This window comes from Acidimicrobiales bacterium (genome assembly GCA_041394185.1).
Lineage (GTDB): Bacteria > Actinomycetota > Acidimicrobiia > Acidimicrobiales > Poriferisodalaceae > JAAETH01.
The window spans coordinates 271,684-286,086 of sequence record JAWKIQ010000005.1 but is presented as its reverse complement, the minus strand read 5'-3'; the positions used below and the strand labels follow the sequence as shown (position 1 = coordinate 286,086).

The 14,403-nt window shown below is 65.9% G+C and carries 15 protein-coding genes; 13 read left to right on the top strand and 2 right to left on the bottom strand.

Features of this window, described 5'->3' with window-relative positions; all coding sequences use genetic code 11:
• Positions 1–11 precede the first annotated feature (11 nt).
• The 5 genes from R2770_21435 (at position 12) to R2770_21415 (ending at position 3,970) form a co-directional block, all read left to right on the top strand.
• Entirely contained in the window at positions 12–698 is a 687-nt protein-coding gene (locus R2770_21435) for a polyphenol oxidase family protein (protein ID MEZ5283027.1), read from the top strand.
• Entirely contained in the window at positions 695–1,381 is a 687-nt protein-coding gene (locus R2770_21430) for a YggS family pyridoxal phosphate-dependent enzyme (protein ID MEZ5283026.1), read from the top strand. The genes R2770_21435 and R2770_21430 overlap by 4 nt, the downstream gene beginning before the upstream one ends.
• 70 nt (positions 1,382–1,451) lie before the next feature.
• Complete coding sequence (gene sepF, locus R2770_21425) at positions 1,452–2,063, top strand: cell division protein SepF (GenBank protein MEZ5283025.1); 612 nt, start codon at positions 1,452–1,454, stop codon at positions 2,061–2,063.
• Positions 2,064–2,087: 24 nt separating this feature from the next.
• Entirely contained in the window at positions 2,088–2,345 is a 258-nt protein-coding gene (locus tag R2770_21420; GenBank protein MEZ5283024.1) for a YggT family protein, read from the top strand.
• A gap of 107 nt (positions 2,346–2,452) precedes the next feature.
• The gene (locus R2770_21415; protein MEZ5283023.1) at positions 2,453–3,970 is read left to right on the top strand and encodes a DivIVA domain-containing protein; all 1,518 of its coding nucleotides are present in this window, start codon (positions 2,453–2,455) and stop codon (positions 3,968–3,970) included.
• Between the two features lie 4 nt (positions 3,971–3,974).
• Here R2770_21415 and ileS read toward each other — a convergent pair whose 3' ends face one another.
• Complete coding sequence (gene ileS, locus R2770_21410) at positions 3,975–7,136, bottom strand: isoleucine--tRNA ligase (GenBank protein ID MEZ5283022.1); 3,162 nt, start codon at positions 7,134–7,136, stop codon at positions 3,975–3,977.
• 238 nt (positions 7,137–7,374) lie between these two features.
• Between ileS and R2770_21405 the strand changes: the two genes are divergently transcribed.
• The 4 genes from R2770_21405 to R2770_21390 all read left to right on the top strand — a co-directional run bounded on the left by R2770_21405 (position 7,375) and on the right by R2770_21390 (position 10,852).
• Positions 7,375–8,433, top strand: a complete 1,059-nt coding sequence (locus tag R2770_21405) for a hypothetical protein (protein ID MEZ5283021.1) — start codon at positions 7,375–7,377, stop codon at positions 8,431–8,433.
• A 195-nt stretch (positions 8,434–8,628) separates the two neighbouring features.
• Positions 8,629–9,357 (top strand): histone H1-like repetitive region-containing protein, encoded by a 729-nt coding sequence (locus tag R2770_21400; GenBank protein ID MEZ5283020.1) that lies wholly within the window; start codon positions 8,629–8,631, stop codon positions 9,355–9,357.
• Between the two features lie 44 nt (positions 9,358–9,401).
• Positions 9,402–9,920, top strand: coding sequence for a signal peptidase II (gene lspA / locus R2770_21395; protein MEZ5283019.1), 519 nt, complete (start codon positions 9,402–9,404; stop codon positions 9,918–9,920).
• Entirely contained in the window at positions 9,917–10,852 is a 936-nt protein-coding gene (locus R2770_21390) for an RluA family pseudouridine synthase (protein ID MEZ5283018.1), read from the top strand. Before lspA ends, R2770_21390 begins: the two co-directional genes overlap by 4 nt.
• Before the next feature lie 6 nt (positions 10,853–10,858).
• On the opposite strand, the gene R2770_21385 is transcribed toward R2770_21390, so the two are convergent.
• Entirely contained in the window at positions 10,859–11,293 is a 435-nt protein-coding gene (locus R2770_21385; GenBank protein MEZ5283017.1) for an Rrf2 family transcriptional regulator, read from the bottom strand.
• A gap of 46 nt (positions 11,294–11,339) precedes the next feature.
• Here R2770_21385 and R2770_21380 point away from each other — a divergent pair, with 46 nt between their 5' ends.
• From R2770_21380 to R2770_21365, 4 genes are all read left to right on the top strand, one after another.
• Complete coding sequence (locus R2770_21380; GenBank protein MEZ5283016.1) at positions 11,340–12,455, top strand: alkaline phosphatase family protein; 1,116 nt, start codon at positions 11,340–11,342, stop codon at positions 12,453–12,455.
• A 75-nt stretch (positions 12,456–12,530) separates the two neighbouring features.
• The gene (locus R2770_21375; protein MEZ5283015.1) at positions 12,531–13,025 is read left to right on the top strand and encodes a bacterial proteasome activator family protein; all 495 of its coding nucleotides are present in this window, start codon (positions 12,531–12,533) and stop codon (positions 13,023–13,025) included.
• A gap of 97 nt (positions 13,026–13,122) precedes the next feature.
• Positions 13,123–13,785 carry a hypothetical protein gene (locus R2770_21370; GenBank protein ID MEZ5283014.1) on the top strand — a complete coding sequence of 221 codons (663 nt, stop codon included), beginning with the start codon at positions 13,123–13,125 and terminating at the stop codon, positions 13,783–13,785.
• Positions 13,749–14,399 (top strand): nitroreductase family protein, encoded by a 651-nt coding sequence (locus tag R2770_21365; GenBank protein MEZ5283013.1) that lies wholly within the window; start codon positions 13,749–13,751, stop codon positions 14,397–14,399. The genes R2770_21370 and R2770_21365 overlap by 37 nt, the downstream gene beginning before the upstream one ends.
• Positions 14,400–14,403: the final 4 nt, after the last annotated feature.

Here is a 14,403-nt window from a genome sequence, read left to right as displayed (position 1 = left end):
AGGCTTCTGCCTTGTTGGTACTTCGCCGCCGTGTCTCCACGCCCGCATCGGGCGTTCGCGATTCGCTGGTGACCATCAGGTTCACCGAAGCTGCCGACGGCGACTTCGCAGTGGCCTCCGACGGCGTCGATCATCGGCGGCAAAGGGTCGAGCGCGGCCGCTGGACCTGGCTCGCACAGGTGCATGGTGCAGACGTGGTCGACGTCGGCAGTCCTGGCCAGCACGCCGGTGCCACCGCAGACGCCAGCGTCACCGCGGTGCCCGGAGCCGTGCTGGCGGTGCAAACAGCCGACTGCGTACCGGTTGTGTTGTGGAGCCCCGAGGGCGTGGTGGCCGCGGCCCATGCCGGCTGGCGTGGTGCGCAGGCGGGGGTGGTGGAAGCGGCCGTGCGGGCGGTGTGGGCCAAGGGCGCGTCGAAGGTCTATGGCGTCGTCGGACCTCACATCCACGCCAGGTCCTATGAGTTCTCGGCCGACGATGCCTCGGCCCTGGCCGACACATATGGTTCGGATGTGATCACCTGCACCCAACAGGGCACCACGGCTCTCGACACGAACCTGGTGGTGCGAAGGGCTCTGCTAGCGGCCGGCGCTGTGCTCGACGCCGACGTCGACCGGTGTACGTCTGATCTGGCGTTCTATTCGCACCGCGTCAGGCGCGACAGCGCCAGGCAGACCGCCACGGTGGTGGTTCGGTGAGCTCGGTCGACAGGCTTGCGCCGCCATCGCCAGAGGAGATCGCCAGGCGGGTCGAACGCATTCGCAATCAGATCGCCGACGCCGGCGCAGATCCTGCAGCGGTGGTGCTTGTTGCGGTGACCAAGGGGTTCGGAGCTCAGCACGTGCTGGCCGCGCACCGGGCCGGTCTGGTCGATCTGGGCGAAAGCTATGTGCAGGAGTTCGCCGACAAGCGCGCCGACGCCGCCGTGGCGGCCATCGAAGCCGAGGTGCGTTGGCACTTCATCGGCAGGCTCCAGACCAACAAGGTGCGTTCGCTTGGCGGGGTCGAGTTGGTCCAAAGTGTCGACCGGATGTCGCTGGTGTCCGAGCTGGCCAAGCGCCGGCCGGGCCAACACGTTCTCGTCCAGGTGAACATCGGCGATGAACCACAAAAGGGCGGGTGCTCGTTCGGCGAGCTCGACTCGCTGGTGGAGGCTGCGAATTCGGGTGGGCTGGTCGTCGACGGTTTGATGGGGGTGGCGCGTATCGCAGATGCGGCCGGCACCAGACGACAGTTCGACAGGCTCATCGCGGCCGCCGACCGGCATGGGTTGGCCATCAGGTCGATTGGCATGTCCGGCGATCTCGAGATAGCGGTGGCCGCGGGCTCGACCATGGTCAGGGTGGGCACTGCGATCTTCGGCGACCGTCCGCCTCGGTGAGCGCTGCGATTTCTGGCGGCGCGATCCCGCAGCGATAACAAGGTACCCTCCACACCCAGAGGAGGTCGCTGTGCCATCGCTGTTCCAACGCACATTGCTGTACCTCGGCCTTGCGCCCGAGGAAGAGTACGACGATCTCGACGTCGAGTCAGATGTCGAGGCCGAGCGTCGCCCGGCCTATGGGGCTCCGGGCCGTCAAGCGGCTGCTCAAACGCCCGCCGCTGCGGTTCGTCCGGTTGCGGCCGAGCCCGAGCCGGTTCATCAAACCTCGGCTCCCGACATCGAGCAGGGTGCGGTCAGGACGATCGGCCGTGACGAGGCGGCCGCTGCGGGCGCCAAGGTCAGCCCACTCCCGTCTGCCGGCGGTGCTCACACCGGCACCCCCTCGGTCAGGACCTTCCCCGTGTCCAACTCCAAGCCCTACATCGTCGCTCCTCAGCAGTTCAACGAGGCCCAGTCGCTAGCCGATCGTTTCAAGGCCGATCAGGCGGTGATCCTCAACCTCCAAGAGGTCGAACGAGATCTTCGGCGGCGTCTGATCGATTTCGCAAGTGGCCTTTCCTATGGTCTCGGCGGCCGGATGGAACGCGTCGCCGATGGTGTTTATCTGCTCACGCCGGCCAACGTCGAGGTCAGCCAGGAAGAGCGCCAGCGCCTCAGCGAGCGCGGCCTTCACCACTGACACCTATCGGAGAACGCTCGTTCAATGGCCGACATCTTGTGCATGCTCACGACGCTGTACCTCCTGATCTTGATCGGGCGGTTCCTCATGAGCTTCATCCCGATCGCTCCCGACTCGCCGGTCGCACCGGTTCGGTCGGTGCTGTTTTCGTTGACCGAGCCGGTCTTGGCACCGCTTCGCCGCAGCGTTCCGCCGGTGCGCGTTGGTGCTGTGGCACTCGACCTTTCGCCGTGGATCGTGCTGCTCGGTTTGTACGTCATAAGGGCGCTGCTCGGTTGTTGAGCAGCAGATAACGGGTGTTATGGGCGTAGGGGTGCTGGAAGCGGCATAGTTGCTGGGTTTTCTTCCGCCCTGTTGCGCGCCGACGATGCTTGCTACCCTGCGTGGCCATGGAACTCACACCACAGCTGCTCGAAACCCAGCAGTTCCCCGAGAAGTGGCGCGGCTACGACCAGGACGCCGTCGACGAGTTTCTCGAGCGTGTCGGTGTCGCGGTGGCAGAACTCCAAGATCGGCTTCGCACCACCACCGAGCGTCTACGAGAACTCGAGGCCTCCGGCGGTGCTGCGCCCGCGCCAGCGCCGGCTCCCGAGCCCGTGTTGGCTCCGGTTGCCCGCACCAGCGAGACCGAGGCCAACCAGGTGGCCCGTGCCCTGATACTGGCTCAAGAGGCCGCTGATCGGGCTGTGGCCGAGGCCGAGGCCCAGGCCGAGTCGATTGTCGCCGGAGCCAACGTCGAGGCTGAGCGGATCCGCACAGAGGCGGCTGCCGAGGCTGCCCGGTTGACCGATGACGCCGAGCGCAAGCATCTGCTGGCCCAATCGAAGCTCGACGATGCCGACGCCCATGTCGCCAAGCTCGCCGATGATGCGTTGGCCGGGGCACGCGCCGAGGCCGAACGTGTCCTCGCCGAGGCCAACTCCAACGCCGAGCGCACCATCGCCGATGCTCGTGCCCAGGCCGACACGATGGTGTCCGATGCCCGTTCGGCCGCCGAGAGCGAGGCTGCAGGTTCGATAGCGGCGCGCGCCGACGAGTTGGCCGCGCTCGAGCGTCGCGTCGCCGAACGTCAGGCCCAATCCGACCGCATCTCGGTCGAACTCCACGAGCGCGAGGCAGCCTTGCGCGACGTGGTCGGTCAGCTCGAGTCGCTGGTGGGACGGTTCGGTTCTTTGTCGTCGCAGCCGGCCCGCCCGGGCCTGGTTTCGGTCGACAGCGAGCCATCGAGGCCGACGCTCACCGTGGTCGAGAACCTTGTGGCCGATAGCGGGTCCGAAGACGTCCAGGCCGATGAGCCCGTCGAGTTTGTCTCCGACACCGACACCGACACAGACACCGACACTGTCATCGACAGCGACACTGCGTCAGTCGACGAAACAGACGACGCCGACGATGCCGGCCCGGCGTTCACCGCCGATTCGGCCCCGGCGCTCGACGACGAAATCGAAGCCACCGACGACGCCGTCGACGAAACCGTGGCGGCCGAGGTCGACGAGACATCAGAGGTCGACTCGGTCGACGCACCCACGGGTGCGACCGTCGACGACTTCTGGGGAGACGACTCGAGCCCCACTGCGTCGGGCCAGGCTGAGGCCACATCGTCGGTCGACAACGGCGGGGTCGGCGAAGCTGCGGTGTCGTCGATCGCCGATCAGATCGATGAAGAGGTGGTCATCGACCTGACCGAGTCCGAGACGGTGCTGGCCGGAAACGCAATCAACGCCGACAGCGACGACATCGACGATCTTTGGGCCGACGTGTCCTCGAGCGATCGTTCAGCGGTCGTCGATGACCCATTCCTGGCTGCTCTGCGCGGACCCGACCGGGTCGAGTTCGACGGCGACGGCGAACCCGACGACGATCGGTCCGGCTTCAGGCGCCGGCGTCGCACACGGCGCCTGACCTGAGGCCTCAGGCCTTGGCGACGCCCAGGCTTGCCTGGGCGCCGCCCACCTTCACCAACTTGGCGTCGGTGACAGGCTCATCCGAGATGGCCACCGAGTCGGCAAGAACCGCGCCGGCGATCATCTTGCGGTAAGCGTCGACGACCGACACCACAGACGCGTCGGCAGCGATGGTCACCTCGATGCGGTCGGTCACGGCCAGATCCAGGTCCTTGCGGATCTGTTGGATGTGTCTGATCAGGTCGCGGGCCTGGCCTTCTGCTTCCAGCTCGGGGGTCACCTCGGTGTCGAGGACCACGACCGCATCGTTGGTCCGAAGGCCCGCAGCCGCGGTGCCTTCGCGGGCCACCAGACCCAGCTCGAACTGATCGGGTGTCAGCGTTCGGCCGGCCACCGTGACTGTGCCATCGCTGTTCGCGCTCCACTCTCCGCGCTTGGCGGCGCCAAAGACAACCTGCACATCGCCGCCCAGCACCGGGCCGAGCACCTTGCCGTTGGGCTTCAGGACGAACTCGGCGAGATCGCCGATCTCGTCGAACAGTTCGACCTGCTTGACGTTCAGCTCGTCGGCGATCAACGACCTCAGCTCGTCGAGGTTGCTGGCGCGGTGGCCGGCCACGGTCAGCTTCGAAAGCGGAAGGCGTACGCGCAGGCCGGCGTCTTCTCGTAGGCGCAGGCCCACCGATGCGACGTCGCGAACGCGGTCCATGTGGTCGACCAGGTCTGGATCGGATGGGAGCTCGTCGAGCGAAGGCCACGACGTCAGGTGGACCGACTGGCCTCCGGTGAGCCCGCCGTAGATCTCCTCGGTGATCATCGGAAGCAACGGCGCAGCGACCCGGCACAGCGTGGTGAGAGCCGTGTACAGGGTGTCGTATGCGTCGTCCTTATGGGCGCTGGTCTCGGCCGCGGGCGCCCAGAAGCGATCGCGGCTGCGGCGGATGTACCAGTTGTTGAGCGCGTCGATGTAAGCCTGTATCTCGGCCGCAGCGCCGGGCAGGTCGTATGCGTCCATCCGATTGGTCACCTCGGCGACCAGCTCGTGGGTCTTGGCCAGGATGTAGCGGTCGAGCAGTTCTTGACTGTCGGTGCGGACGCTGGCCTTGTAGCCGTCGATGTTGGCGTAAAGGGTGAAGAACGAGTAGCTGTTCCAGATCGGGATCAGAACCTGGCGAACGACATCGTCGATGCCACTGTCGCTGATGCGGGTGTCGCCGCCGCGCACGATGTTGGTCGACATGAAGTACCAGCGAAGTGCGTCGGAACCCTGGTTCTCGAAGATCTCGGTGGGCTCGGTGTAGTTGCGCAAGCGCTTCGACAGCTTGTTGCCGTCTTCTGCCAACAAGATGCCGTGGCAGATGACGTTCTGGAACGCCGGCTTGTCGAACAACGCACCGGCCAGCACATGCAGTGTGTAGAACCACCCACGGGTCTGATTGATGTATTCGACGATGAAGTCGGCAGGGAAGTGGTCTTCGAACCACTCCTTGTTCTCGAACGGATAGTGCACCTGGGCGAAGGGCATCGATCCCGACTCGAACCAGCAGTCGAGCACCTCGGGCACCCGGCGCATCATCGACTTGCCAGTCGGGTCATCGGGGTTCGGGCGGGTCAACTGGTCGATGGTGGGTCGGTGCAGGTCGTCCAGGCGCACGCCGAAGTCGCGCTCGAGCTCGTCGAGGCTGCCGTACACGTCGATGCGTGGATACTGGGGGTCGTCAGACTCCCAAACCGGTATCGGCGAGCCCCAGAATCGGTTGCGGCTGATCGACCAATCACGAGCCCCCGCCAGCCACATTCCGAAGCGGCCGTTCTTGACGTTGTCGGGCACCCAGTTGATCTGCTGGTTCAGCTCCATCAGCCGGTCGCGGATCTCGGTGACGCGGACGTACCACGAAGAGATGGCCTTGTAGATGATGGGCGTGTCGGTGCGCCAGCAGTGTGGATAGTTGTGCTCGTAGCTGTCGTGGCGCACGATGCGCCCCAGCTCCTTCAGGTGCCTGATGATGTCGGGGTTGGCCTCGAACACGTTCTGGCCTGCCCACTCGGGGACGTCGTCGGTGAATCGGCCCTGGTCGTCCACCGGAACGGCGCGACCGATCTCGATGCCGTTGGCCTCGCACAGGTTCTGGTCGTCCTCGCCGAAGCCAGGAGCCATGTGAACCACGCCGGTTCCTTCTGCGGTGTCGACGAAGTCGGCACCCAGCACCCGAAACGCGTCGTCACGATCAGCGAAGTAGGGCATGAGCGGCTTGAAGCGCCTGCCAACCAGGTCTGCACCAGTGAGGGCGCCCACAACGTTTGGTTCGTCGCCGATCTGGGGTGCGTATTTGGGCAACGCCTCGGTACCCAGGATGTACAGGTCGCCCTCGACATCGACGATCGAGTAGTCGACCTCCGGCCCCACGGCCAGCGCCAGGTTCGACGGCAGGGTCCATGGTGTGGTGGTCCAAGCCAGGATGCGCAACGGGGTGCCGTTGGGGCTGGCGGGGTCGCCTTCGATCGGTTCGAGGTCGAAGGCAACGGTGACCGCCGGGTCCTGGCGTGGCCGGGTGGCGTCGTCGAGGCGGATCTCGAAGTTCGACAGAGGGGTTTCTGCGCCCCAGCTATAGGGCATCACCCGGTAGGCCTTGTAGATGAGGCCCTTTTGGTAGAGCTGCTGGAACGCCCACATGACCGATTCCATGTACGGCGTGTCCATGGTCTTGTAGTCGTTGTCGAAGTCGACCCAACGAGCCTGGCGGGTTACGGTCTCGCGCCACTCGTTCGTGTACTTCATCACCGACGTACGGCACGCGTCGTTGAAACGGTCGATGCCGTATTCGTTGATGGCGGCCCGCCCTGACACGCCGAGTTCCTGTTCGGTTTCCATCTCGGCGGGCAGGCCGTGACAGTCCCAACCAAAGCGGCGTTCGACCAGGTTGCCCTTCATCGTCTGGTACCGAGGCACCACGTCCTTGACATAACCCGTCAGGAGATGGCCGTGGTGGGGGAGACCGTTTGCGAACGGCGGACCGTCATAGAACACGAACTCTTCGTCGTGGTTCCGGTGCTGATCGAGCGACTTCTCGAACGTGTCGCCCTTTTCCCACCCGGCGAGAATTCGACGCTCGATGGCCGGGAAGTCGGCTCTCGAGGGCACGTGTGGGTACGGTGCTGCGTCGCTCATCGTCTCGCTCGTTCGCTGTCTAGTAGGCACCCGAAATCGGGCTGGAAAACCAACCGTCAAGGCTATCGCCCGAGTGACGTCGTGCCGGTCCCATTACCTCAGCCGTTTCTGGCACCTCGATGCGCCTCGGCTTCGGCTAACCAGTCGGAACGGTAGGGGACGGTCGCGGAGCTATGGACGAGGTGGAGTTTTCATCTCGTTTACACAACCGACACAAGCGTCGTTCAAGGTTCCTGGCATGAACCTGTACCGCTTTCGAATCGAACTGACCGACGCTCCCGGTTCGCTGGCGGCGATCGCACGAGCCTTCGCTGCGGCCGACGCCAACATCTGTGAGTTCGACGTGCAGACGATCGATGGTCAGGTTCGTGCCGACGAGCTTCTCGTCGAGGTAGCGCCCGGCAACGACGCCGAGGCGCTTGCCGCCACCCTCAATGACCGTGGATTCAAGGTCACCGACGTGAGGTCGGCCTCAGCTAACGAGCGCTCCGACGTCATCGCCAAGTCGTTTCAGGTGGCTGCCGCAGCCCTGCGCTCCGCGTCGCGGTTCGACGAACCGGCAAGGTGGCTCACAGACGCCGCCAGCCGGGTCGTGCGGTGCGACCGAATAGCAGTGGTGACCGGACGTGCCGCCCGCAGTCACGACGCCGCGAGGCGTGCGCTCGAAAGCCGGTGCGCCGCCCAGGTCGAAGTGCCAACGGTTCCGTCGCTAGGCGGGCCATCCGAATGGTCGTTGGCTGTTCCGGTCAAGTGGTCGGAGCCAGATGCGTTCGTCGTGCTCACACGCGACAACCCGCGCTTCAGCTACACGGAGGCCGCTCGAGTCGAGGCGTTGGTGAGTGTGCTCGCCGCCACGTTGACGAACGAGCCCGCCCCCACCGAGGTGACGCTGGCGGACGGAGGGGTGGTAGACGTCAGGCCGTTCAGGTCTAGCGATGTCGGCGCATTCGAGCGCCTGATGCGCCGATGTGAGGACACATCGGGCGTAGTCAGGTCGGCCCTTCCGGTCGTCCGCAACGGAGTGGTCGGTAGGCAACTGGCCACAGACCCCAACAGGACCGTGGTTGCCGCCTGCGGCTCGGAGTTGCTGGGCGTGGCCACCGCTCGCGGAAGTGGCCAGGGGATCGTCGTGGTCGACCCGGGCCATCGGCGCCGCGGCATCGCGAATGCCCTCAGATCGGCGTTGGGCGGTTCGGCCGAGGGGCAGGCGCTGCGTGGTGTCCAGACTCCGGTGGCCCCGATCAGGACGATCGCAACGGCGGCTGCTTCGAGAGCTTCCCAGCTGCAAACCGGTTGACGGCAGAAGGGCTCTGAGTGCCCGGTCCCGTTCGGGTCGGCGCATCGGGCCAGGCAGCAGGGCGGGCGGCGTTCGACGCCTTCGTATACATGACGTCGAGAGGTGTATTGGAATCGCGCCCGTCATTCCCTACACTTCCGCGGCCATCGCGCCTCGCCGTGGGGAGAACGGCGTGGGTGACAGAAAGGCCACCACATGGCGTCAGCGAAGAAAGCCGCAGCGGGGCGGACCACCACTACTGGGAAGTCCGCGGCCTCCAAGACGGCGGCCTCCAAGAAGTCGGCATCGAGCAACAAGGTTGCGGCCGAAAAGAGCCCAGCCAAGAAGAGCCCGGCCAAGAAGACGAGCGCCAAGAAGAGCCCAGCCAAGAAGACGGCGGCTACGAAGAGCGCAGCGAGCAAGACCACCGCAGCAAAGAAGACAACCGCGAAGAAGGCCGCCCCTACCGCTGCAAACACCAAGGCGCCGGCCGACAGGTCATCTTCGAAGAAAGCACCGGCCAAGAAGGCCCAGACCAAACGAGGTTCAGTGGCAGCGTCCGACGACTATCCCTTCGACGACGAGTTTCTCGAGCAGCAGCGCCAGGCGCTGCTGGCCGAGCGCGCCCGCTACACGCGCCATGCCGAGCAACTCCAGGCCGAGGCCGATCAGTTGGCAGCCGAACGCGAGCCGGGCGACGTTCAGTTCGATGACGAATCTGGCGAGGGCGATTCGATCGCCGTCGAGCGCGAGCGCGATCTGGCGATGTCGGCTCAGGCCCGTCAGGCCGTTTCCGACATCGATGCCGCTCTGGAGCGAATCGAAGCCGGTACCTATGGCCTGTCCGTGGTGTCTGGCCTTCCCATCCCTCGCGAGCGGCTCGAAGCCATTCCCCAGGCAGACATGCGCGTCGACGAGAAGAGCCGGGGCATGAACTGGCGCTGAGGCGCCCGTCCCCGGCGGCCGCCTTGGCCGGCAGAAGTGAGCAGATGTCCATGAGCCGAGCGGCCGATCTGAAACTGGCGAGCATCGCCGGCGCGGTCGTCATCGCCGACCAGGCAACGAAGTTCTGGGCCCAGGCGGCGTTGGCCGACGGACCCGTCGATGTGGTGTGGACCCTGCGATTCTTCCTCACCAGCAACACGGGCATGTCGTTTTCGGCCGGCGAGGGCGCCGGCGTGATCCTGGGTGTGCTGATCATCGGCATCCTGGGCGGACTCATCTGGTACCGCAAACGGATCGACCCGGGCTGGCCGCTGGTCGCCTACTCGGCCATCGTCGGCGGAGCCATCGGCAACCTGCTCGATCGGTTGTTCCGTGGCGAAGGATGGTTGCGCGGGGCCGTGGTCGATTTCATCGACTTCCAGTGGTGGCCGATATTCAACGTCGCCGACATGGGCATCGTCATCGGCGGCATCTGGTTGGTCGTGCTGTCTTGGCTGAACGAGCGCAACACGCTGCCCGACGCGGCCGCAGCGGCCGACGCAGACGACGAGGCGCCGGCATGATCGAAGAGACCATTCCGTCCTCGCTCGACGGCGAACGGCTGGACCGCGTCGTGGCGCTGGTCACCGGGCTCAGCAGATCTGCGGTGAAGCCACTGATCGAGCAGGGCAAGGTAACCATCAACGGCGCGGTGCCCTCCGAGCGTGTCGCCAGGGTCAGCACCGACGACAGGGTGTGCATCGAATACGACGCCGAAGCCGAGGTCGACGAGACCCCAGCCGCCAACGCATCAATCGATCTGGTCGTGGTGCACGAGGACGACGACGTGGTCGTCATCGACAAGGCGCCCGGCCTGGTCGTGCACCCCGGGGCCGGCCACCACGACGACACCCTGGTAAACGCCATGTTGGCGCGCTACCCAGACCTGGCCGATGTCGGAGACCCCAACCGGCCTGGCATCGTTCACAGGCTTGATCGCGATACCTCGGGCCTGCTGGTGGTGGCCCGCAACGAAGATGCCTACGACGATCTGGTGGCCCAGCTGAGCGACCGGTCGGTGACTCGGCGCTACGAAGCGATCTGTTCGGGGCGTCCGACTCCGTCGCGGGGTGTGGTCGATGCGCCCATCGGTCGCAGTCGCAGATCTCGCACCAAGATGGCCATCAGCTACGACGGCAAGCCCGCACGGACCCACTATCAAGAGTTGGCCCACTTCGACGACCCGATCGAGGCATCGCATGTCGAGTGCCACCTCGAAACGGGCCGAACCCACCAGATACGCGTGCACCTGGCAGCCATCGGCGCCCCGGTGATGGGCGATGTCACCTATGGGCGGCCCGACTCGTTCGGGGCCGGGCGCGTGATGCTGCACGCGGCGTCGCTGGCGTTCGAGCACCCGTCGTCGGGCGATGTGGTGAGGTTCGATTCACCCCTGCCTGCCGACATGGTGGCCGTGCTGGCCCGGTTGAGGCTGCGCAGCACCGATCAGGGCTGAGGGCCCTCAGGCAGGCCACGCCCTTTGGCCTCGAGCCATCTCGGCCACGTCGGCCAGCGTGTAAGAGTCGAGCATGCTTCTCATGGCCTTGCCGGTCTCGGACCACACCGCCAGCAACACACACTGACCCTCGTGGTTGCAAGCGCCGTCCTGGTGGGGCAATCCGAAATCGCCCAGGCCGATGGGGCCGTCGACAGCGCTGACGATGGCGCCGATGGTTATGTCGGCCGGGTCGCGGGCCAGCAGGTATCCGCCGCCGACTCCGCGCTTCGAGCGGACCAGCCCCGCCCCCTTCAGCGACAGCAGGATCTGCTCGAGGTATGGCTGGGGGAGGTCGGTTCGCTCCGCGATGTCGCGCACCGACGTCGGGCACCCGGTCTCGTGGAGAGCGAGTGAAAGCAAGGCACGACAGGCATAGTCGCCGCGGGTCGACACCGACATGGGGCTTTATCGTACCCATTGGCGTCACCCGTGGTTCACTTGGTCGATGCCAGCCCAAGCCCCGACACTTCCCGACTATGGCGCCGCGTGCGTTTCGGAGATAGTTCCCACATTGTTGGGGCGCCCTCCCGTCCGGCCCCAGTGGCTGCCCCAGCCGGCATGGGACGCCAAGCGATGTGTGCTGCTGGTTCTGGACGGGCTGGGGTGGCAGCAGCTGCGCTCACACGCCGATGTCATGCCGACCGTTTCGGCGATGGTGGGCGGACCCATCACGACCGTGTGCCCCAGCACCACGGCCGCGGCTTTGACATCGATCACCACGGGCACGGCCCCCGGCGAGCACGGGGTGATCGGGTATCGGATCGCAGACTCGGGCACCGTCCTGAACGCTTTGAGGTGGCGCCACGACGAAGGCGGAGATGCCCGCCGCAGGGTTCCTGCAGAAGAGTTCCAGCCGGTGCGTCCGTTCATGGGCATGTCGGTTCCGGTGGTGACCAAAGCCGAGTTCGAGTGGACCGGCTTCACCGACGCCCACCTGCGTGGTGCTCGGTGGTGTCCTTGGGCGGTGCCGTCCTCGATCGTGTCGCGTGTGGCCGAGTTGACGGCCGCTGGGGCACCGTTTGTCTACGCGTACTACGACGGCATCGACAAGGTTGCTCACTTCGAGGGTCTTGGCCGTGCGTATCTGGACGAGATGGCCTTCGCCGATCACCTCGTGGCCTCCGTCATCGACGCTGCCGCACCGGGCACCGCCGTCGTGGTCACCGCCGACCACGGCCAGATGTATGTGGGCGACAACAACGTCGCTCTCGCCCCCGAAGTTCTGGCGGCCACGAGCTTTCAATCGGGCGAGGCACGCTTCAGGTGGCTTCACGCTCGTCCTGGACGGGCCGCCGACTTGGCCGACATGTGCAACGACCTCTACTCAGAGTTGGCGTGGGTTGCCCCGGTCGAGCAGGTGATCGACGAGAACTGGTTCGGGCCACGAGTCGCCTCGCACGCTCGGCGGAGGTTCGGGGACGTGGCCTTGGTGGCGTGCGAACCGGTCGCTTTCGACGACCCGGCCGACAGCGGAAACATCGAGTTGATCGGCCGCCACGGAGGCCTCACCAGCGCCGAGATGCTGGTTCCATTGGTGGCCACAGTCGCCGACGGAGGGTGAACGTCGACAGCCTGAACGGCCGGGCCGCGGTCTGACTCAGCGCATAGCCGGCGCCCGAGTCGCTACATTGCGAACATGACCGACGCCGAGATACCCGAGGTCGTTCCTACCGACCACGACCAGCCGCAAGACGATGTCGAGGAACAGCTCGAGTCGATATCCGAGCCAGCGAAGGTCATGCGGATCGGGGCGATGATCAAGCAGCTTCTCGAAGAGGTCAGACAGGCGCCGCTTGACGAGGCCGGGCGCGAGCGGCTGGCGCAGGTGTACGACACCTCTATCCGAGAGCTCTCGGCTGCTCTGTCGCCCGACCTGCGAGAAGAGCTCGACCGCCTGACCGATCCGTTCGAGCAGGGAGACATCCCGACCGAGGCCGAGCTGCGAATCGCCCAGGCACAGCTGGTCGGCTGGCTCGAAGGCCTGTTCCACGGCATCCAGGCGGCGCTGTTCGCCCAGCAGATGGCTGCGCGCCAGCAGCTCGACCAGATGCGCCAGCCGGCCCTGCCCCAGGGTGTTCGGGGGCCACAACAGCCGGGCGCAAGACCAGAAGGCCCCGGCGTCTACCTCTAGGGCTGGCAGCGCTAGAATGATCGGCCTTGTGGCCGCGTCGCTATGGCGTGGCCGGGCTGGCATCTGAACATCGCATTCCCTGGGGGACTGGTTCCACATGGCCAACGAGGTCGACACTAAGGACTGCACAGCTCTGTCCGACGACGAGATCGCCGAAATCGCCGAGCTGGTATCCGAGGCAGCGGCTGTTCACGACGAAGACTGGGTTCGCGCCGAGATCGGGCGCTGGGTTCTGGTCAGCCGGGTGCGTGAGTCGGGCAAGCTCAACGGCTTCTCGATGTTCACCCTCGAGCGGGTCGGTGGCACCCCGGCGATACTCATCGGTACTGCCGTGGTGCGCCGAAACTCAAAGCGTGGCACCGTGATGCGGGCGCTGGTTGGCGAGCAGCTTCGCCGGGCCGTGCTGGCGTTTCCAGACGAGGATGTGCTCTACGGCGGCTGCCTGGGCGAGGTCGGCGGGGTCGAGGCCTTCTCGCTGTTCGAGGACGTCGTCCCGCGCGTCGGCTACAAGGCCTCGGGCGAAGATCGAGCCTGGGGCCAGCGCCTGCACAAGCGCCTTGCCCCCTCGGGCGAGTACGCCAAGCGCGAGTTCCGAGTCACCGGCGCCGGTATCCCCAACTCGGTCATCGACCACGAGTCGACCAAGGACGACCTCGAGGGCGAGCTGCTCGAGCTGTTCGACGGTGTCGACTGCTCCAACGGCGATTGCGTCATCATGTTCGGGTGGGCGATGTCCGAACTCCTCGAGAAGCAGCTCTGAACCCCGAGTCGCACTTCGCCGCCCTGATGCGGCGCAGGCGCATGACCCGGGCCTACCTGCCCGACCCGATCGCACGGCCGCTGCTCGACCAGCTGCTGGACACCGCCAGGCGGGTGCCCTCTGCCGGTAACTCGCAGGGTTTCGACTTCCTGGTACTGGACACCCCAGAGGCCGTCGAACTGTATTGGTCTACGACGTTCTCGCCGGAGGGCCGTGAACGGTTTCGGTGGCAGGGCCTGTTTCAAGCCCCGGTACTGGTGGTCGTATACGCGAACGCGGACGCTTATGTCAGCCGCTACTCCGAGCCCGACAAGGCCCGCACTGGCCTTGGGGCCGGCGCCGATGCATGGAGCACGCCCTATTGGCTGGTCGACGCGTCGATGGCGGCGCTGGCGCTGCAGCTAGCCGCCCTGGATGCGGGCCTGGGGGTGTTGTTCTTCGGCCTGTTCGACCATGCCACCGCAATCGCCGAGGCATTTGGCGTGCCCGCAGGGCGCCAGGCCGTGGGCACCATCGCCATCGGCCACCCGGCGCCGTCACAAGACGAATCCGGGCGCTCCAGCCGGCGCGCCAAACGGCCGCTGGACGAAATCGTTCATCGAGGCCGCTGGTAGAACT